Consider the following 18,451-nt stretch of genomic DNA (forward strand, 5'->3'; position numbering starts at 1 on the left):
GTCTGCCGGGCGGGACCTAGTTTCCGATTTGCTTAATGCCTGACGTTTTCTTTGGGATGCGTGACGCTGCCAAATCAAGCACCCATTGCGGGGCCATTTTAAGCATGCCGATCAGAATATTCATCGGCCACGGGAATGCGATCATGCCTTTGTTTCGCTCCAGCCCGCGAACGATTTTACGTGCGGCTTTGTCTGCCTGCATGAAAAAGGGCATCGGAAAATCATTGGCATCGGTAATCCGGCTTTTAACGAACCCCGGACAAATGACGTTTACCTTGATGCCCGATGGGGCCAGTGCACCGCGTAAGCCTTCGCCATAGGTGCGAATGGCGGCCTTACTGGCACAATATGCCGGGGCGGATGGTAATCCCCGCCAGGATGCCTGTGAGGCAACGACAGCGATTTGACCGTGTCCACGGATGCGCATCTTTTCAATCGCCGGATCAATGGTGTTAAGCACGCCGGCAACATTGGTCGCAAAGATATCGCGGACCTGTTCGGGGCTTTCGCCGTCGCCCCCTGTACCGGCTGAGATGCCTGCATTAGCAATGACAAGGCTAAGTGCCGCGATCTCGTCGCATTGCGATACATAGGCCGCCATGGTTTCGCGCGCAGTGACATCAAGGACGTCTGCGAAGACGTTAGCACCGGCTGCACGGCATTCATTTTCAACCAGTCGCAGGCGTGTTTGATCACGGCCACTGATGAACAGGGTGACACCCGTACGGGCAAATTGACGGGCAAGGGCTGCACCGATACCGGAACTGGCACCGGTGATCAGGATGGCATGGTATTGAAATGACATGGTTGCTCGTATGCAGTTCGGATGTGTCGATGTGTTATTTTGGCGGAACATGCTGCAGCATTGGGGCAGCATTATGAAATACTGCTCAGACATACCATATTGTCGGGAACTGTTTGATGTTATCTCAATCGGGGCCGTGTTCGGCCTTGGCGTGGTTGGGGGCAACCGTTATAAACACGCAAACATGAAATCAGACTGGATGAAAATATGACCGTATCAAGCATGACCGGATTTGCGCGCACAGATGGTGCTGCGGACGGCTTTGGCTGGACCTGGGAACTGCGCAGTGTCAATGGCAAGGGCCTTGATGTCCGTGTGCGTTTGAATGGCGGTTTTGAACGCCTTGAAGCCAAGGTACGCGATGCGGTGTCAAAGCGTTTCAAACGCGGCAACATGGGCGTTACCCTCAATGTTGTACGCGCGTCGGACGGAAGTACCTATCAGGTTAATCGGGAACTGCTTTCTGAACTGGTTTCCCTTGCCGAAGAATTTGACAATACCAGCAGCCTTTCAGCCGGAACAATTGCGGATTTGATGAACGTGCGCGGCGTGCTTGAGACCGTTGAAACGCAGGAAGATGATGCAAGTCGGGATGCCCGTGATGGTGCGGTCCTTGCCAGTTTGAGCGATGCGATTGATCAGATGGATGCACATCGCGCAGAAGAGGGTGCCAAACTTGATGCGATGCTGCGTGGACATGTCGATAATATCGAGGCGACTGTTACCCATGCGGAAAGCTGTGCATCGGCGCGCGGAGATGCGATTAAGGAACGACTGAAACGCCAGATCGACGAACTGATGGATGCTGGAAAATTTGACCCGGAACGCCTCCATCAGGAAGCGGCCCTTCTGGCGACCAAGGCCGACATTCGCGAAGAGATTGATCGACTTAAGGCCCATATTATCGCCGCACGTGATATGTTGACCAAAGGTGGAGCCATTGGCCGTAAACTTGATTTTCTGTGCCAGGAATTCAATCGGGAAGCCAACACGCTGTGTTCCAAGGCCAATGATATCGAACTGACCAATTGCGGAATGGAGCTTAAGGTGATCATTGATCAGCTCCGTGAGCAGGTCCAGAACGTCGAATAAGCGGGTCGGGAAGGAAACGCGATATGACTGAACAGGCAAGCCGCCGTGGCCTTATGCTGGTCTTCTGTGCGCCGTCCGGGGCGGGGAAAACAACTATTACCCGCCAGCTTCTTGAAAAAGACCACAAGATTTCGTTGTCGGTTTCAGCGACTACCCGTGAATCACGGCCCGGTGAAGACGAAGGCACGCATTATTTCTTTAAATCGGTCGATGAATTTAAGCACATGATCGCCGATGACGAGCTTCTTGAGTGGGCCGAAGTGTTTGGCAACTACTATGGCACGCCGATGGCCCCGGTCGAAAAGGCGCTGTCAGAGGGGCACGACGTTCTTTTTGATATTGATTGGCAAGGTGCCCGTCAATTACGCGAAAAGGGCGGTGATGACGTTGTTTCGGTGTTTGTCCTACCACCGTCGTCAGGCGAACTCGAACGTCGTCTTCGCGATCGCGGACAGGATGCCGATGATGTGATTATGAAGCGCATGGCCAAGGCCGGTGCTGAAATCAGCCATTGGGAAGAATTCGACTACGTCCTGATCAATGATGATCTGGAACGCTGCCTTGCCGATGTGGAACATATCATTGGGGCAGAGCGCGTGAAGCGGGCGCGGCAAACCGGATTACCGGGCTTTGTCAAAAAGCTTCTAACAGATTGATCCTGAATCCAGAAAATGGCCGCCTTACGAAGCGGCCATTTCGTCATGGATTTGCGTTAGGCGCACGAAATCTGCAACGCTGAGTTCTTCTGCCCGGGATGTTTCCGTAATTTCGGCCTTTGCCAGCAATTCACCCACATTGATGTTGAGCGTTTTTAAGCTGGCGCGCAGCATTTTACGGCGTTGGCCAAATGCGGCTTGTGTGATCTTTGCCAGACTGGTCAGGTCGATTTTCGTTCCACGATCTTCTTTGGGGCGCAACTGCACCACAGCCGACGTCACCTTTGGCGGTGGGGTAAAGGCACTACGATGGACATCAAACAGAATGTCACAATCACACAGATACTGACAGAGTACTGAAAGGCGCCCGTAAGCTTTACTCTTGGGGCGGGCGACGACGCGTTCGGCAACTTCTTTCTGGAACATCAAGGTCAGGCTGGTGAACTGGTCAATCTGCATGAGCCAGTTAATCAAAAGCTGTGTTCCGACGTTATAGGGCAGGTTGGCGACGATCTTACGCGGGGCAGGGCCAAGCGTGGTGACATCTACATCCAATGCATCGCCGTCAATCACATGCAATGCATCGGGATAATGGTTGCTGATCTGTTCAAGAACCGGTTGGCAGCGTGGATCGCGCTCAATCACCGTGAGGTTTTTGGCGCCATTGAACAGCAAGGCCCGTGTTAAGCCGCCGGGCCCCGGTCCGATTTCAATGACTGTCGCATCTTCAAGCGGAGCCGCAGCCCGGGCAATCCGGCCGGTCAGGTTAAGATCAAACAGGAAGTTCTGGCCGAATTTCTTTTGCGCCGACAGATCATGGGTCGCAATGACCTCACGCAGCGGCGGTAGACCGTCATTGGCAAGTTTGCCAGATGGTGTGTTGTCTTCTGACACGTTCGGTCAGGCTCCTGTTGAAATACGTTTGTGCGCCATGTCAGACGCCATTTTAAGGGCCGCGATCAAGCTATCAGGACGTGCAATACCCTTGCCCGCGATGTTAAGGGCGGTGCCATGATCGGGTGATGTTCTGATAAATGGCAATCCCAAGGTGACATTTACACCACCATGGAAATCAAGAGTCTTGACCGGAATAAGCGCCTGATCATGATACGGACAAAGTGCCACGTCGTATTGCGCACGGGCTTCCTCATGGAACATGGTATCCGCGGGCAGCGGACCAATGACATCAAGGCCGTCGTCCCGTAGTTTTTTGATGGCGGGTATCATGATGGTTTGTTCTTCAATGCCCATGGTGCCGTCTTCACCAGCGTGCGGGTTTAGTCCCGCAATCGCAAGGCGTGGGTGCATAATCCCGAAATCGCGTTGTAGCGCCTTTGCCGTGATGTGACAAAGGGTACCAATCAAAGCGGAAGTCAATTGCTTGGGGACCTCTGCAAGTGCAATGTGGATTGTCAGTGGCACGACACGCAGTTTTGCGTTCGCCAGCATCATCACCGGGATCGTACCCGCTCCGGCCAGTTCGGCAAGAAATTCTGTGTGACCGGGATGTTTGAACCCGGCCGCATAAAGGGCACTTTTTTGAATTGGGCTTGTGACAACCGCACTTGCCGCACCTGATCTGGTTAACTCTACCGCGCGCGTGATGCTGTCAATCACGATATTTGCCGTCGCGGGCGACGCTGTGCCGGGAATGATTGACGCGTTTGTATCTTCAATATCAAGAACTGGTAGTGCGCTTGTAAACGCAGTGGCCGTTTCTGAAATATCGGAAAGACGAACAAGCGGGATATCAATCCCTGTTTGATCTATCGCCTGTTTTAAGATTCTGATCGGGGTCAACACGCAAAACGGCGACAAGGCATTATCGGTTCGGCGTTGCCATGCCCTTAGGGCAAGCTCCGGGCCGATGCCACCGGGCTCGCCGATGGTTAAGGCAATCGGCGCGATCTTGCTCATTGAAATATATCCCAGAGACCAGATTATATCCGAATATCGATAAAGGCTTCACGGCGAAGTTCGCGAAGTTTCCGACGTGCCAAGATATCAAGCCGTTCCATCAGCAGCCTGTTTTCGACACTTTTGCGATCGGGAAGGTTGCTTTTTTCGATCTTGTCGCAAACCATTACCAGAAGCGCACCACCGTCGACACGGATCACATCCGAAATTTGGCCTTTGTCTAGGCCACCGACAGCGCGGCTTACCGGACCGGAAAGGTCATTTGGTGAAATGCCTTTCATCTCGCCACTGAGATCAGAACCAAGATCAACAGCAACATTTGCCAAGGCCTGACAGCTGTCAGCAGTTTTCTTGGCATTATCCATGACTGCGAGCTTTGCATTCAATTGGTCTTGCGGTGTGTCGTCTGCAACCGGAACAAACAACTGGTAAAGATCAAGCCGGGTATCGGTAATTGCTGCGGCGTCACCGCGACGGCGATCCAGAAGCTTGATGATGTAGTAGCCGCGAATGGTTTGAATCGGTGCGCTTACGTCACCGGGTTCAAGCTGATTGATGGCCTGTTGCAGTTCGCTTGCCACTTCACCGGCATACAGCCAACCCAAGTCACCACCTGCTGGCGCACTCGTGCTGGCTGAAATCTGTCTGGCAAGACCACCGAAATCCGCACCTTGGTCCAGCGCTTTGAGGACTTCTTGTGCTGTTTGATAGACTTTGCTGCTGTCCTGCTGATTGTCAACAGGAAGGAAAATCTCCTGTACCCGGTTGCGCGGCTTTCCCTGGTTGCTTTCGATGCGGGCAAGGTTTTCATCAATTTCAGCATCAGAAATCTGCACATCACGGCGCATCGTGCCCAGCAGTTTTTGCCATGCAACCTGCGGTTTGATTTGATCTTCGATGGTGCCTGCTGCGACCCGACGTTGTTCAAGGAATTTATCAAGCATCCCGCTTGCCAACCCGGCATTTTGCTCGATCGTTGATTTTGCAAGGTCGATATCGCTTTGCGTCACTTCAATGCCGCGACGTTCCGCCTCCTGCATTTGCAACTTCTCATTGATTAGCTGTTGCAGAATTTGCGGCGCCATTTCATTGCTTTTTTGCGGGGTCATTTCGATATTTGACGAAACGGCAATCAATTTAATGCGTTCGACAAGATCGATGATCGAAATCGGTTCGTCATTAACGACGGCAGCAACGCCAACTGGTGATTGGGCGCGCGCAATACCACCGGCAGACACCAGTATGACTGTGCTTAGAATGAAAAGGACGTTCTTGAATGCGACTGTCGAAAATTTTGAAATCATTCTATCTTACAATCCGGCTGCAGATGCAAATTCGCCCAGGGTCTTGAATACGAGGCGGAACAAAAATTCGTCGGACTCACCCAAGTCCTGATCCTGATAGAAGGTACGACGAACCCGACCATCAAAGATGAAGCATTCATCCTCGTACACAAAGCCGACACCGTACTCAAGTGGGTCATCCTGATCAATGTCATAACGGCTATAGGCCATGCCCGACCAGAATTCACTAAATTGGCGTTCGGCTTTGAAATAGAGTTCTTGGCGCTCGTTGAACTCTTCACTGCCGGCATCGTCGGTGAAATGTACGTAGGTCGTGTTGAGACGCAGTGTATCCATCGAGCCAACAGTGGCCGATACCTGATTACGTCTTGCAGAGAAATCATCGTTATCGAGACGATAGCGATAGGTGAGGTCAAGGTATTTACTCGGCGAGACGGTTACGCGGCCCACGTAGTCAGACAGATGTTCGTCAAGGCCAGACCCTGGGGCAAAGGTATCGTTGTCATTTGCGCGATAGCTTTGGCCAAACATAGCACTAGTGTAACCACCAGACTGACCATATACGCCCCATTCCAAGCCGTAACTTGCACGGAAACCATCTTCCGCCCGATCAAGCCCACCGAAACGGTCATGCGCCATCAGGTTAATATCGTCAAATTCAAACGATTGGGAATCTTCGTTAGAAATTTCGTCGGGATTGCCGCCATTGGGCGACCATGCGGCCATGGCCATTGGTTTGATGATATGGTGGTATTCGCCCTGATCACTGACGAAGGGCATACTCCAGTCAATAGCAGCCAAGGGCAGTAGCCGCCCAGTATATCCGCTATAGTCACTTTTGCCGTCTCGTTCGACGTCAGAGACAATATAATTGTCACTACGAACAGATAAGCTGAGTTTGGTGACGTCGCCCATTGATCCGATATACGGAAGAGCCCATCCGGCTTTGGCAGAGACACGGTGCGAATCCGCACCATCTTCGCGGGTCAGTGAAAGCCCATCAAGGTCCAATGTTGTGTAGCTGCCATACTTCGCGGGCTCAGTCTGGCCGTGGAACTGCATATGGGGCAAGATGATAGGGGTTGTGTCGCGGTCATCATCTTCCTTAAGTCCCTGGAAATAATATCCGTCGATACGACTATAACTGGCACCCCGGAATCCCTCCGTGAACAGGTTGGAAGTTAAGACAGACGGCGAATCAAATCCGTAACGTGACTGATATGTTTTGTTAGATGCCTGCTCTGCATCAAAGCCCCAGCGCCAAGTCTCATCAATGTCAAACCGGCCCTCGGCGTCGATATGGCCTTGAAAACGGTCATCGCTGTCGCGGGTCACACTGCCATCAAATTCCATCTCGCCACTGTCAAACCGTTGACGGTATTCTGTCGCCAGAACAGGGCCTTCATCGGTGGTATAGATCGGCGTTAAAGTTGCGTCTTTGCTTTTGTCTATGGCGACGTAGTAAGGCTGCGCAAAGAAAGAGCCAACATAGCTCGTGCTGCCAAAGGATGGCGCAAGGAGACCTGATTGGCGTTTTACTGTCGGGTCCGGATGCTGCAAATACGGAGTGTATAGGATCGGAATGCCGCCAACTTCTAATCTGGCGTCTTTGTATTCAACTGTCTTTGCTTCGGCGTCGTGGATCACGCGCGCGGCGCGAATGCGCCAAAGAGGAGGGCTGTCACTGTCGTCTTCGCATACCTTGCACGGTGAATAGACGGCTTTGGCTATCTCAGTAAAGTTTCCGCCACTACGCCGTGCGCCGGTGCCCGCAATGCGCGTATTTTCATCCAGTAGAATGTAAATGTCTTTGACGATGCCGTTTTTAAAATCGCCGCTCAGTTCAACATAACTTGCAAACGTCACTTCGCCGTTTGGTTCTGTGATGCTGACGTTTCCCGATGCGGTCATGACGTCTTGGGATTGATCATAGCTGACGGTGTCAGCAAGAAGAATACGGCCTTCGCGCGATATTTCGACGTTGCCGCGTGCGGTCACAGTTTGAAGCTCGCGGTTATAATCTACTTCATCGGCACTAAACAAAAGTGCCGGTTCTTCTTCGCCTGCTTGGGAAGATGTTGCCTGCGCGTTGGCAGTGCTGATGCCGAACCCAACAAAAAACATTCCGCACCCCAGGATGGTGCTGGCGGCGAGTTTTTTGATCATTCCCCCTGTCATGGCCATTTAACTAGCCATCCTCAAGATGTAGCAATGTTGAAACCCCTAGCAACAAAGAAATACCCGCAGGTGCCCATGCCGATAAAATTGGTGGAATGCCGCCTGAGACACCCAGTGCCGAAATGACATCTGTACAGAAATAAAGAATGAACCCGGTGGCAACCCCCCCACCGATAACAAGAGACACACGCCGCCGTCGAGAAAATTTAAGGCAAAATGCCGCCGCAATCAGGACCATAGCACATAAAAGTAGGGGGCGTGAGAGCAGGCTGTGGAAATGAATTCGGTGGCGGGTCGCATTGAAGCCTGCACGTTCCAGCAAATTGATGAACGGCTTTAAGTCCCAGAACGACATGGTTTCAGGGGATGCAAAACTATCTTGAATTTTACGTGCGGTTAGGTTCGTGGGGAGCATCAATTCACTGTTAAACGTACTTGCCTGTCCCGGATTAAACGTCCAAACATCATAAAAATGCCAAGTACCCGGCTCCAGCATCGCACGTTTCGCATCAAGGCGCGTTGTAAAGTCATCGGAATTTTCAAACCGGAAAACAGTCACATTACGCAGATCAATTTTGTCACCTTCCTGACTGCGCACTTCGCGGGCATAGATCACAGCTTGGCCATCCTGAGTACCTTGGCGCAACCAAAGCCCACTTGATGACAAGTTCATCACGCTGACATTGTTCTGAAGGTAACGTGCCTCAAGCATCTCGTAGCGCTGCAGCAATATCGATGACAGCGGGTTAAGTGCTGCAACCTGCAGCGTACCAAGGATCAGTGCGCACATAAAGGGCGGTAGCAGGAACTGCCACGCAGAAACACCTGCTGCGCGGGTGACGACAAGTTCCTGATTGCCCGTAAGTTTCCAGAACGAGAACATTGAGCCAAATAAAACCGCAAACGGCAAAACCTTTTCCGTCATGAACGGAATGCGACTTGCGGCCATTTGGAAGACGATACTGACTGTTGCATCCGGCTTTCCACCCGCACGGCGCAGCAATTCGATGCTGTCGCCAATCATGATCAAACCGATCAGAAGGGCGAGGATAGCCAAAATCGAAAGCAGAACATGTTTGCCAAAATACCACGTCAGCGTTGGAGATATTCTCATGCCTTAGCCTCTTCACTGGCCGCGCGGCTGGCGCGAATTTGTGGTCCGCGGAATGTCCAGTAAAGCCCTAAAATAATTGGCAGCAGAGCGTTGGCATACATCAGTGGAATAAGTGCCGGGTTCTTTGCTGCCAAGTTTTTCATGGCAATGGCCACAGCCTGACAAAGAACCATAACCCCGATGGCGCCCAGTAGGCGCCCGCTTTGCCCGCGTCGCGAAAAACTACTCGAAACGAGAACAGCCAACGCAATACTGGCAAACCCGATAGCATAAAGCGGCGAAATCAAACGGTCATGACCTTCGGCACGGAATGCGCCAATATCGTTTAATGAAATGTTTGGCGGTACACCCGTCAGAAGATTGAAGACATTGCGTTCGCGCGCTTCGCGATAGCGCAAGGCCGGATCTTCTGTACTATGGGCAATATCTACGGCATAGCGGTCGAAATACAGGATCGACATGGTGCCGTCGTCCGGGTTTACTTCCTGCCGGTTACCATCAAGTAGGACAATGCGGGGCCCTTCATCGGTGCGAACAAGCGCACCATGCTTTGCCATCATTGTTGTTTGTTTGTCTGGATCGCGGGAGTCATGGACAAGGATGCCAAGAAGCTCGTTATCACGACCGACTTCACGGACATAGACAGTCAATCCATCAAGATCGGTGAAACTGCCTTCCTGCAACAGGACCGAGGAAAAATCATTGCGGATCGAGAATTGCAGTTCCTTGAACTGTTGATAGCTGTAGGGCAAATAAAACAGTGTCAGGAAATAGCCAAAACCAGCAGTCATAACGGCAAGCATCAAGGTCGGCTTTACAAGCGCCCATTGGCTTAGGCCCGCAGAGCGCATCACAATCAGTTCACGATCCTGAATAAGTTTGTTGTAGGTAAACACCACAACAAAAAACAACGAGATCGGCAGAATGATGGCCAGAAAACTGGGCAGTAGCAAAGACGTCAGTTGCAAAAATACCGAGACGGATAGGCCCCGGTTCACAATCATTTCCACAAAACGCAGGCTTTGCGACAGCCAAATGACACAGAGAAGCCCCAGTGTCACAAAGACCATCAAAATTAGCTGCTGTTTTAGCATATATCGGGTTAAGCGATTCATCGGGCGGATTATAGACAAGCAATCAGAAACCGAAACAGGAAATTGTTCACAAATGCCTTCAAATCGTACGGAATTTCCGAATGCGGGCAATTGACGCGGACAGTTTGTTCAGAGGGATGAACAGGCAGGGTAGAATCCAACGCGCCATCGTCATCTTGCAATAACGATGGCGCAGCTGACTCTGGGAAATGAGTTTGTCAAAATAGTGGCTGGGGTTCGTGGAGTTCGCTTTCGCTGCAATTAGCGATTTGAGCTGCCATGAAAGCCGCTTCCGGCAAGAGTTGGGAAAAGAAGAACTGACAGGATTTGACCTTGCCTGACAGGAAATCAGTTGCTTCAGGGGAACTGCTGGCAGTCATCAACGCGCGCAACATCAACCAGCCAGAAACACAAAGGGCAGCCTGACGCAAATATGGCGATGCCAAAGCCTGGGCCATAGCCGCATCACTGCTGCAGCGATCAAGAACAATGTCGGTGCTTTCTGAAAGTTGTTCAAGTGCGTTTTGCACTTGCTGCGCAGCAGTTTGTACTGTGCCGTTTTGATCGCCCGAATTCGCTGTTTTGACGGTATCTCTTGCCTCAGTAATCAGGATGTTTAATGCGCTAGCACGATCACGCAAAACCTTTCTTCCAATAAAATCAATTGCCTGAATGCCGTTGGTGCCTTCATAAATCGGGGCGATGCGCGCATCCCGTAAATGTTGGGCGGCACCGGTTTCTTCGATAAAGCCCATGCCACCATGCACTTGCACACCAAGAGACGCATTCTCGACACCAAGGTCAGTTGACCATGCCTTGACCAACGGTATCAGGAGGTCTGCACGGGCTTGTGCCGCCGCGCGTTGGTTCTCATCAGGCTGGTGATGGGCAAGGTCAAGCTGAGCGGCCGCATACAGCGAAAGCGCGCGTGCTGCTTCGGTGGAGGATCGCATACGCATCAACATGCGCTGCACATCGCCATGCATGATGATTGGGGCATCGTCACCTGTGTGAGTCTTGCCCTGCTTGCGTTGTTGGCTGTAATCAAGTGCCTGCTGATACGCGCGTTCTGAAATTGCCACGCCTTGCTGGCCAACGGCCAAGCGCGCGTTGTTCATCATGGTGAACATGCAGGCAAGGCCTTTGCCTTTTTCGCCGACAAGGTGTCCGGTTGCACCACCTTGGTCGCCAAAGGATAAAACGGCAGTCGGGCTGGCATGGATACCGAGTTTATGTTCAAGCGAGACGCATGAAACATCGTTGCGTGGACCAATTTCGCCGGTTTCCGAGACAAGGAACTTTGGAACGATAAACAGCGATATGCCTTTGACACCATCAGGCGCGTCAGGTGTTCTGGCCAAAACAAGATGGACGATATTCTCCGTCATCTCGTGATCGCCATAGGTGATAAAGATTTTTTGGCCGGTGATGGCATAGGTGCCGTCGTTTTTGGGGACGGCAAGGCTGCGTACTTTTGAAAGGTCGGACCCGGCTTGCGGTTCCGTCAAGTTCATCGTGCCTGTCCATTCGCCACTAACCATCCGGGATAGATAAAGTGCACGTTGCTGATCTGAGCCATGGATTGTGAGGGCTTCGATCGCGCCTGCGGTCAGCATCGGACAAAGCGCAAAGGCCATATTTGAAGCATGCCACATTTCCGCAACGGCGGCGCCGAGCAAGATAGGCAGCCCCATACCACCTTCGGCCTCTGTGGCGGAAATACCTTGCCAGCCACCTTCACAAAACTGTGCATAGGCTTCTTTCCATCCGGTTGGCGTACGAACAGTGCCGTCATCAAGAAGTTTCGCACCTTCCTGATCGCCGATACGGTTCAGCGGTGCGAGGACCGATGACGCAAGTTTGGATGCTTCTTCAAGGATGGCATCGACAAGATCCGGGCTGACCTCCGCGAAAGCGGGCAGGTTTACAACCGTATCAAGCCCGATCACGTCGTGGATTAGAAAACGAAAATCCTGAATTGGTGGCGTAAAGTCAGTCATGAAAAAAGACGTCTCCCTGAGATGTGAGCCGCCCGCTCGGAACAGTCAGCTTTTTGCCAACTTTGTTTGTTAGAAAGCAGCATAACGGGGCGAAGTCACAAGAGCGAGTCTGTTTCGCAAAGATGCATTAAAATGCGTCTCAGACATTGGTCGCAAAGGTATGTAAACGGTTGCCACTGGCAAAGAGAGCAAAAGCATCCGATATTAGGTTCAGACTCTAATCAGACGATAAAGCAAGTCGAGGGCTCGCCAATCTGAAAAAGGCAGGCTAGACTTGGGAATTATGAAATCGGATTTCGATCCGTAAACCAGATGATAAAGACAGGAGTGGGCTGTTGCTGCGCAAAGGAATATTACCAATTTTGTTTGCGGTGCTGATTTCGTTCGCCGGGACAAGGTTGGTCGCCTGTGCAGGGCCTGCATGGCCCAGCGATGAAGAGCGCGTGTTTCTTGACGCATATCGCGATCACGTGACGGTCAATGCGACCGAAGATCAGTTTGCGCGCGCCGACAAGCTCTATACCGAATCGCTGCAGGTTCTTTCTGAAACCTATGTCGAAAACATTGATACGCCGGTCTTTGTCCAAAATAGCATTGCCGCACTTGATGGATTGGAAGTCGATGATACGTCGCCGACCGGCATCGTCGGTGCTGCCCTTGATGACAGCTTGCATGAACTCGATCCGCATAGCGCCTATATGACCGATGACATGTTCCGTCGTTTACAGGAAAGTACAGAAGGCAGCTTTGCTGGTGTTGGTATTGTGATTTCGCTTGATGACGACAAACGCATTCGGATCGTCTCACCGATTGATGACACGCCGGCTGCACGTGCCGGGCTGCAACCCGATGATCGCATTACCCATATTGACGGTTATGAAATGAATGGCGAACCGATATCCGAGGCCGTGCGTCGCATGCGTGGACGGATCGGGGATCCTGTGACCTTAACGATTTTGCGCACGAAGGACAGTTTCGATGTCACGGTAAAGCGGGCCCGGATCGAGGTGCCGTCTGTGACCGCTGGAACAATTGACAATGATATCGGGTACATCCGGGTTTCACGGTTCGATGCGACAACGCTTGAACAAACGCAGGATTATCTTTCCCAGCTTAAAGACAAAATCGCGTCCCCGCGTGGGATGATTGTGGATCTGCGCCGCAATCCCGGTGGGTTGCTTGATAGTGCCGCCGACATTGCCGATCAGTTCCTGAACAAGGGTCTTATTGTTGCGACAGAAGGTCGGGGCGAACGTAAATTGCGCCGCTACGAAGCGGACCGTTCTGATTTCTTTGACGGTGTGCCGATGGTGATCTTACTGGACCGTGGATCGGCTTCGGGGGCTGAATTGATGGCGGCTGCGTTGCGTGAAAACGGGCGGGGCGTAATCATTGGGGAGCGTTCATTCGGCAAGGGCTCGATGCAGCGTATTATGCCACTGACATCGGGCGGTGGTCTTAAAATCACCACTGGATATTATACCACCCCGGAAAACCACATTGTTCAGGGACATGGCGTTACTCCTGATATCGAAGTGCACCGCAATGATGTCGAGGAATTTGAGCGCGAGGTTGATCTTGCCCATGCCTTGCCATCCCGTCGTCGTGATCCACGTCAATCATTGGCCTCGATAGAAGCGCAAACCTGTGAACGTGATATCAAAATTGATCGTTTTGGTGCACAGGCTGGCCGTGAAAACCTCGATGTGGAAAATGAAGACGATGAAACGCCAGCTGAAGCATTCAGGGACTCGGTTCTTGAATGTGCTGTCGGCTATTTCAGCAATGGGCCGCTTGCCAATTACCGGGATCAGGTTGAGCCGCTTTTGCGTGCCGGGCTTTAGGTTTACGCAAAAGGTTCTTTGGATAAAGAAAAACGCGGCTCTTGGGCCGCGTTTTTTATTTGGCGTCTGATTGGGGCGGTTAGCCGCGTGAAAGCAGATCAATCAAGCTTGACGTATCCCAGCGCTGGCCACCGCGTTCCTGCACTTGGGCATAGAACTGATCAACGAGTGACGTTACCGGCAGGCGGGCGCCATTGTGTTTGGATTCTTCAAGGCAAATACCAAGGTCCTTGCGCATCCAGTCAACCGCAAAGCCGAAATCAAACTTGTTCTCGACCATCGTGCTGCCGCGATTTTCCATTTGCCAGCTGCCTGCCGCACCCTTGGAAATAACATCCAGAACTTTTTCCATATCAAGACCGGCTTTGACGCCGAAATTAATCCCTTCGGAAAGTCCCTGAACAAGCCCCGCAATGCAAATCTGATTGACCATTTTGGTCAATTGACCCGAACCGCTTTCGCCCATCAATTTACATGATTTGGCGAAGGCATCAATGATCGGGGCTGCGCGGTCAAATGCAGCCTGATCGCCCCCGCACATGACGGTTAAAACACCGTTTTCAGCACCCGCCTGACCACCTGATACCGGCGCATCAATCAGTGATACGCCTTTTTCCTTGGCCGCAGCATAAAGTTCGCGGGCGACATCTGCAGATGCGGTGGTGTTATCGATCAGGACCGATCCACTGTCCATGGTTGATAGAATGCCGTCACTGCCCGTGGTGACACTGCGCAGGTCATCATCATTGCCCACACAGGAAAAGACGAACTCGGCCCCTTTGGCTGCTTCTGCCGGGGTGGCTGCCGATGCGCCACCATATTCGGAAACCCATTTTTCGGCTTTCGCTGCGGTACGGTTATAGACGGTAACGTCGTGGCCTGCTTTCTGCAGGTGACCGGCCATTGGATATCCCATGACACCTAAACCGATAAATGCACATTTAGCCATTGTTTGCCTCCCAAATATTTGATGGTGCAAGTAAAGGTGGCAAGGCTTGTAATGTCAATGAGCGCAAATGTTACCGGGACAATGTTTTCACGATCTGGAAGGATTTTGCCCGAAGACACCGTTTTGGGTTGAAATCACCTTTCGTCGAGTTCTTCGGCGACGTTGTGGATGATCCGGCGGTCATAGGTCAAAAGTTCGGGGCGCTTCCCCGGATAATCAAAACCCGACAGGTAATATCTGATGGCGTTAATCCGTGCGCGTTTCTTGTCGTCGGATTTCACAATCACCCACGGGCTATCTGTTGTTGAGGTATGATAGAACATGTCGCGTTTGGCTTCTGCGTAAGCATCCCAAAGTTCCTGTGACGCCAAATCAACCGGGCTAAGCTTCCATTGTTTTAGCGGGTCATTTTTGCGTTGCTTAAACCGTTTGGCCTGTTCTTTCTTGCTGACCGAGAAGTAAAATTTGGTCATGTGAATGTTTGACCGGATCAGCATGCGTTCAAGGTCCGGGGCAGAGCGCAGAAACTCTGTAACTTCAAACATATCACAGAACCCCATAACCCGTTCGACCATCGCACGGTTATACCAAGACCGGTCAAAAAGAACGATTTCGCCGCCACTTGGCAGATGTTCGATATACCGTTGGAAATACCACTGGGTGGCTTCGTTATCGTTGGGCTTGGCTAGTGCGACAATCCGCGCACCACGCGGGTTGAGATGTTCGGTAAAACGCTTGATTGTGCCGCCTTTACCCGCAGCATCACGACCTTCAAAAATGATCAATGATTTGACATTTTGCTCTTTGATCCAGTTTTGAAGCCGCAACAGTTGAATGTGCAGCGGCGTGATCAGTTGCAAATACTGTTTCGATGGCATTCTTGATGCGCGTTCTTGCGGGTCAAGGCTGACGTCAGGGGGAAGGTCGGCCGTTTCCGGCTGTCCAGAAAGCTGGGCAGCAATGCTTGATGGGAGGGTGCTTTCAGCATCTTTGCCGGGAGCATCGCCGTTCAATTTTGTCTCGTCTATTTTTTTGGATTTGTCATCCGATGCCATCGCGCCATGCCCCTGCAGCTTAATGATAAATTCCAGTAACAAGAGTGCGCGATGATTGCGGGTGGCGCAAGGGGCATCAAAACTCTTGCCGGGATGCTACAGGGGCAATGCGATGGATGGTGGGGGAAACGCCTTGTGTCGGCGTTTACAACAAATGGAAAGAATTACGGTATTCTTCTTCTGCTTGTGTGCGGGTAAGTCCGATATCTGCCAGTGCTGCATCGCTCAGGCGCATAAGAGCACGGCGTTGTGCGCGCCGTTGCAGCACAAGTGCGAAGAAATTGGCAAAGCTGTTGATCTGTTTCATCCAGCTTGCCTGATGTGGTGTGTCACGTCGCTGCGTGGATGACGACACTTCACAGGATGCTGACAGGCATTGGGTCGGATGTGGGCTATAAGACATTGCGACCTCCTTGATGTGGTTTTGCTAATGCGTTGTTTCGTGTTGTTACCATATTCCTTCTAAAATATCGCCGTGACAAACGAGTAATTCTGCAGTTATGTATTAGAAAATCTAATTCATATTCTGTCAGGAAGGTCTCATGCGTTTACCTCCACTGCAATCTTTGCGCGCCTTTGATGCGGCGGCGCGCCATCTAAGTTTTACCCGTGCCGCCGAAGAATTGTTCGTGACCCAGGGCGCGATCAGTCAGCAGGTCAGGCAATTGGAAGAATATCTTGGGTTTCGGTTGTTTCATCGATTGCCAAGACAAATTCATCTGACCGAAGAAGGGGCCCGGCTCTCACGTGCCACCAGTGCCGGATTTTCCAAAATCGCCGATGAAATCGAACGGTTAAAGGCGCTGGAGGACACAGGCGTTGTGACGGTCAGTGTGCTGCAAAGCTTTGCGGTTAAATGGCTGGTGCCGCGTCTGGGGCATTTTCGCGAAGCTTACCCCGATATTGACGTGCGGATTCATGCCGATGACCGGTTGGTTGACCTGCATACAGAAAGTATTGATCTGGCGGTACGCTTTGGGAACGGGGAATATCCAAACCTGCATTGCGAATTGCTGATGCATGATGAATCGTTTCCGGTGTGTAGTCCGGCATATCTGGCGGCTCATCCGCCATTGAATACCCCAGCCGACATTGCAGGGCATCAGTTGCTGCACGACGCAACGGTGGTGATGGATCATCCCCATGCCGCGGACTGGGAATTCTGGCTTGATGCTGTTGACGTCACAGACGTCGATGTCAGCCGCGGGTTGCGGTTTAATTCCGGTGATATGGTCATTCAGGCGGCATTGATCGGGCAGGGGCTTGGCATGGCGAGAACAAGTCTGGCTGCCCTTGATCTTAAGGCAGGAAATCTTGTCCGACCTTTTCCACAAAGTGTGGCGTCAAATGGTGCCTATTACCTTGTCTATCCCGAAGATCATCTAAAACGCCCGAGGGTTCTGGCCTTTGTCAGTTGGCTTAAGAACGAAGTTGCTGCGACCTTAAAGGACATTGACGAGGACGGAACTGGCCCGGTGGCATGAGCCACGTTTTCGTGGAAATGTCAGATCAATCCAAGATCGCGCAATTCATCGGCCATGTCATCGGGCAGGGTTTCGGTGCCGCCGCCCTGTTTGTCGTCAGGCGGGCATTTATCCTCTTTCAGATAACGCCATCCCTGAAACGCGCGATGTGGATAGGGGCGTGTTTCGATCAGTTCGGGGTCAAGGACGATCCGGCAATATTTCGTGCCTTCTTCATTCACAAACTCTTCAAGGTCAAGAACCTCCTGCCGACAGCGTATTGCGCCTTTGAAAACCCAATAGATTGATCCGCCGCCCAGAATCTCGGCCTTGCGTTTCGGTGTCATGCGGGTGGTGTGATAGACCCGTCCGTAAGTCGCCTGAAAATAGGTCTGCCATTCGCGCAGACCTTCTGGCGTTTCGGTTCCAACGCTGAGTTTGATGATGTGAAGGGGCATTTCCAAGACGGCTTTTTATTGCTGCGAAACAGTCAGTGCCCTGACCTAGAACCAGTACGTTCGTCGGTCAAGAGTGGATTAATTAAACACAATAAATTGTGTTGTTAAGTATATTTAACAAAAAAACTTGACCAATAGGGGTTAATCAGCCAAATTCTGATGCAGAAAAGGTCCGCCCGCAGGACCAAACCCGAGAGATTTACAAGCTGAGAGAACCGAATGTCCCTGCAAGTTGTCACGGCAAACCGTCTGGATGACGGGCTGGTGGTGTTTCTGACTGCTGATGGCGGTTGGAGTGAAAACATCCACGATTCCCGCGTTGCCGATGGAAAAGAGGCTGCTGCTGTTCTTCTTAAAGAGGCAAGCGCACCTGAACTCGACGTCGTTATTGTCGGGCCGTATCTGATCGATGTTGAACAGGGCGACGGTGGACTGGTTCCGACAAAATACCGTGAAGTTCTGCGCACCAAAGGTCCAAGTGTGCGCCAAGACCTTGGTTATCAGGCGGTATAAGGAGAGACC

17 protein-coding genes are annotated in these 18,451 nt (G+C 51.8%); 5 read left to right on the forward strand and 12 right to left on the reverse strand.

The genetic code is table 11. The annotated features are described in order from the left end of the window. Nucleotides 1–16: 16 nt before the first annotated feature. Entirely contained in the window at nt 17–805 is a 789-nt protein-coding gene (locus COO92_RS18465) for an SDR family NAD(P)-dependent oxidoreductase (RefSeq protein ID WP_101304463.1), read from the reverse strand. Nucleotides 806–1,012: 207 nt separating this feature from the next. On the opposite strand from COO92_RS18465, the gene COO92_RS18475 reads away from it, so the two are divergent. Both COO92_RS18475 and gmk read left to right on the forward strand, forming a co-directional pair. Further along, complete coding sequence (locus COO92_RS18475; RefSeq protein ID WP_101304465.1) at nt 1,013–1,897, forward strand: YicC/YloC family endoribonuclease; 885 nt, start codon at nt 1,013–1,015, stop codon at nt 1,895–1,897. 23 nt (nt 1,898–1,920) lie between these two features. Further along, complete coding sequence (gene gmk / locus COO92_RS18480; protein ID WP_022730273.1) at nt 1,921–2,553, forward strand: guanylate kinase; 633 nt, start codon at nt 1,921–1,923, stop codon at nt 2,551–2,553. Nucleotides 2,554–2,577: 24 nt separating this feature from the next. On the opposite strand, the gene rsmA is transcribed toward gmk, so the two are convergent. The 7 genes from rsmA to COO92_RS18515 form a co-directional block, all read right to left on the reverse strand. Beyond that, the gene (rsmA, locus tag COO92_RS18485; RefSeq protein ID WP_101304466.1) at nt 2,578–3,447 is read right to left on the reverse strand and encodes a 16S rRNA (adenine(1518)-N(6)/adenine(1519)-N(6))-dimethyltransferase RsmA; all 870 of its coding nucleotides are present in this window, start codon (nt 3,445–3,447) and stop codon (nt 2,578–2,580) included. A 6-nt stretch (nt 3,448–3,453) separates the two neighbouring features. Continuing rightward, nucleotides 3,454–4,470, reverse strand: a complete 1,017-nt coding sequence (gene pdxA, locus COO92_RS18490; RefSeq protein WP_101304467.1) for a 4-hydroxythreonine-4-phosphate dehydrogenase PdxA — start codon at nt 4,468–4,470, stop codon at nt 3,454–3,456. Nucleotides 4,471–4,493: 23 nt separating this feature from the next. Beyond that, nucleotides 4,494–5,774 (reverse strand): peptidylprolyl isomerase, encoded by a 1,281-nt coding sequence (locus COO92_RS18495; RefSeq protein WP_101304468.1) that lies wholly within the window; start codon nt 5,772–5,774, stop codon nt 4,494–4,496. 6 nt (nt 5,775–5,780) lie between these two features. Then, nucleotides 5,781–7,940 carry an LPS-assembly protein LptD gene (locus COO92_RS18500; protein ID WP_240626512.1) on the reverse strand — a complete coding sequence of 720 codons (2,160 nt, stop codon included), beginning with the start codon at nt 7,938–7,940 and terminating at the stop codon, nt 5,781–5,783. Nucleotides 7,941–7,962: 22 nt separating this feature from the next. After that, the gene (lptG, locus tag COO92_RS18505; RefSeq protein WP_022730278.1) at nt 7,963–9,066 is read right to left on the reverse strand and encodes an LPS export ABC transporter permease LptG; all 1,104 of its coding nucleotides are present in this window, start codon (nt 9,064–9,066) and stop codon (nt 7,963–7,965) included. Next, nucleotides 9,063–10,181 (reverse strand): LPS export ABC transporter permease LptF, encoded by a 1,119-nt coding sequence (gene lptF, locus COO92_RS18510; RefSeq protein WP_338063622.1) that lies wholly within the window; start codon nt 10,179–10,181, stop codon nt 9,063–9,065. The genes lptG and lptF overlap by 4 nt, the downstream gene beginning before the upstream one ends. Nucleotides 10,182–10,378: 197 nt before the next feature. Continuing rightward, nucleotides 10,379–12,160, reverse strand: coding sequence for an acyl-CoA dehydrogenase (locus COO92_RS18515; RefSeq protein ID WP_101304471.1), 1,782 nt, complete (start codon nt 12,158–12,160; stop codon nt 10,379–10,381). Between the two features lie 443 nt (nt 12,161–12,603). On the opposite strand from COO92_RS18515, the gene COO92_RS18520 reads away from it, so the two are divergent. Next, nucleotides 12,604–14,004: a S41 family peptidase gene (locus tag COO92_RS18520; protein WP_240626514.1), complete on the forward strand. Its 1,401-nt coding sequence runs from the start codon at nt 12,604–12,606 to the stop codon at nt 14,002–14,004. A 79-nt stretch (nt 14,005–14,083) separates the two neighbouring features. Here COO92_RS18520 and COO92_RS18525 read toward each other — a convergent pair whose 3' ends face one another. The 3 genes from COO92_RS18525 to COO92_RS22200 all read right to left on the reverse strand — a co-directional run bounded on the left by COO92_RS18525 (nt 14,084) and on the right by COO92_RS22200 (nt 16,411). After that, nucleotides 14,084–14,983 carry an NAD(P)-dependent oxidoreductase gene (locus COO92_RS18525; RefSeq protein ID WP_276307573.1) on the reverse strand — a complete coding sequence of 300 codons (900 nt, stop codon included), beginning with the start codon at nt 14,981–14,983 and terminating at the stop codon, nt 14,084–14,086. 104 nt (nt 14,984–15,087) lie between these two features. Beyond that, on the reverse strand, nt 15,088–16,008 hold the full coding sequence (ppk2, locus tag COO92_RS18530) for a polyphosphate kinase 2 (RefSeq protein ID WP_240626515.1): 921 nt from the start codon (nt 16,006–16,008) through the stop codon (nt 15,088–15,090). A gap of 145 nt (nt 16,009–16,153) precedes the next feature. After that, nucleotides 16,154–16,411: a DUF1127 domain-containing protein gene (locus COO92_RS22200; RefSeq protein WP_206186435.1), complete on the reverse strand. Its 258-nt coding sequence runs from the start codon at nt 16,409–16,411 to the stop codon at nt 16,154–16,156. A 139-nt stretch (nt 16,412–16,550) separates the two neighbouring features. On the opposite strand from COO92_RS22200, the gene gcvA reads away from it, so the two are divergent. Further along, the gene (gene gcvA / locus COO92_RS18540) at nt 16,551–17,492 is read left to right on the forward strand and encodes a transcriptional regulator GcvA (protein ID WP_101304474.1); all 942 of its coding nucleotides are present in this window, start codon (nt 16,551–16,553) and stop codon (nt 17,490–17,492) included. A 20-nt stretch (nt 17,493–17,512) separates the two neighbouring features. On the opposite strand, the gene COO92_RS18545 is transcribed toward gcvA, so the two are convergent. Continuing rightward, nucleotides 17,513–17,929: a DUF1489 family protein gene (locus COO92_RS18545; protein ID WP_101304475.1), complete on the reverse strand. Its 417-nt coding sequence runs from the start codon at nt 17,927–17,929 to the stop codon at nt 17,513–17,515. Nucleotides 17,930–18,148: 219 nt separating this feature from the next. Between COO92_RS18545 and COO92_RS18550 the strand changes: the two genes are divergently transcribed. After that, nucleotides 18,149–18,442, forward strand: coding sequence for a DUF2849 domain-containing protein (locus tag COO92_RS18550; protein ID WP_101304476.1), 294 nt, complete (start codon nt 18,149–18,151; stop codon nt 18,440–18,442). The last annotated feature ends 9 nt before the right edge of the window (nt 18,443–18,451 follow it).

The organism is Thalassospira lohafexi, from assembly GCF_002844275.1.
GTDB classification, from domain to species: Bacteria; Pseudomonadota; Alphaproteobacteria; order Rhodospirillales; family Thalassospiraceae; genus Thalassospira; species Thalassospira lohafexi.

Coding starts and splice junctions, on each gene's coding strand:
- COO92_RS18545 (WP_101304475.1), bottom strand. CDS start 17,929: ATGCCCCTTCACATCATCAAACTCAGCGTTGGAACCGAAACGCCAGAA.
- COO92_RS18515 (WP_101304471.1), bottom strand. CDS start 12,160: ATGACTGACTTTACGCCACCAATTCAGGATTTTCGTTTTCTAATCCAC.
- lptF (WP_338063622.1), bottom strand. CDS start 10,181: ATGAATCGCTTAACCCGATATATGCTAAAACAGCAGCTAATTTTGATG.
- COO92_RS18500 (WP_240626512.1), bottom strand. CDS start 7,940: ATGATCAAAAAACTCGCCGCCAGCACCATCCTGGGGTGCGGAATGTTT.
- COO92_RS22200 (WP_206186435.1), bottom strand. CDS start 16,411: ATGTCTTATAGCCCACATCCGACCCAATGCCTGTCAGCATCCTGTGAA.
- gmk (WP_022730273.1), top strand. CDS start 1,921: ATGACTGAACAGGCAAGCCGCCGTGGCCTTATGCTGGTCTTCTGTGCG.
- COO92_RS18550 (WP_101304476.1), top strand. CDS start 18,149: ATGTCCCTGCAAGTTGTCACGGCAAACCGTCTGGATGACGGGCTGGTG.
- COO92_RS18465 (WP_101304463.1), bottom strand. CDS start 805: ATGTCATTTCAATACCATGCCATCCTGATCACCGGTGCCAGTTCCGGT.
- COO92_RS18475 (WP_101304465.1), top strand. CDS start 1,013: ATGACCGTATCAAGCATGACCGGATTTGCGCGCACAGATGGTGCTGCG.
- gcvA (WP_101304474.1), top strand. CDS start 16,551: ATGCGTTTACCTCCACTGCAATCTTTGCGCGCCTTTGATGCGGCGGCG.
- ppk2 (WP_240626515.1), bottom strand. CDS start 16,008: ATGGCATCGGATGACAAATCCAAAAAAATAGACGAGACAAAATTGAAC.
- COO92_RS18495 (WP_101304468.1), bottom strand. CDS start 5,774: ATGATTTCAAAATTTTCGACAGTCGCATTCAAGAACGTCCTTTTCATT.
- lptG (WP_022730278.1), bottom strand. CDS start 9,066: ATGAGAATATCTCCAACGCTGACGTGGTATTTTGGCAAACATGTTCTG.
- pdxA (WP_101304467.1), bottom strand. CDS start 4,470: ATGAGCAAGATCGCGCCGATTGCCTTAACCATCGGCGAGCCCGGTGGC.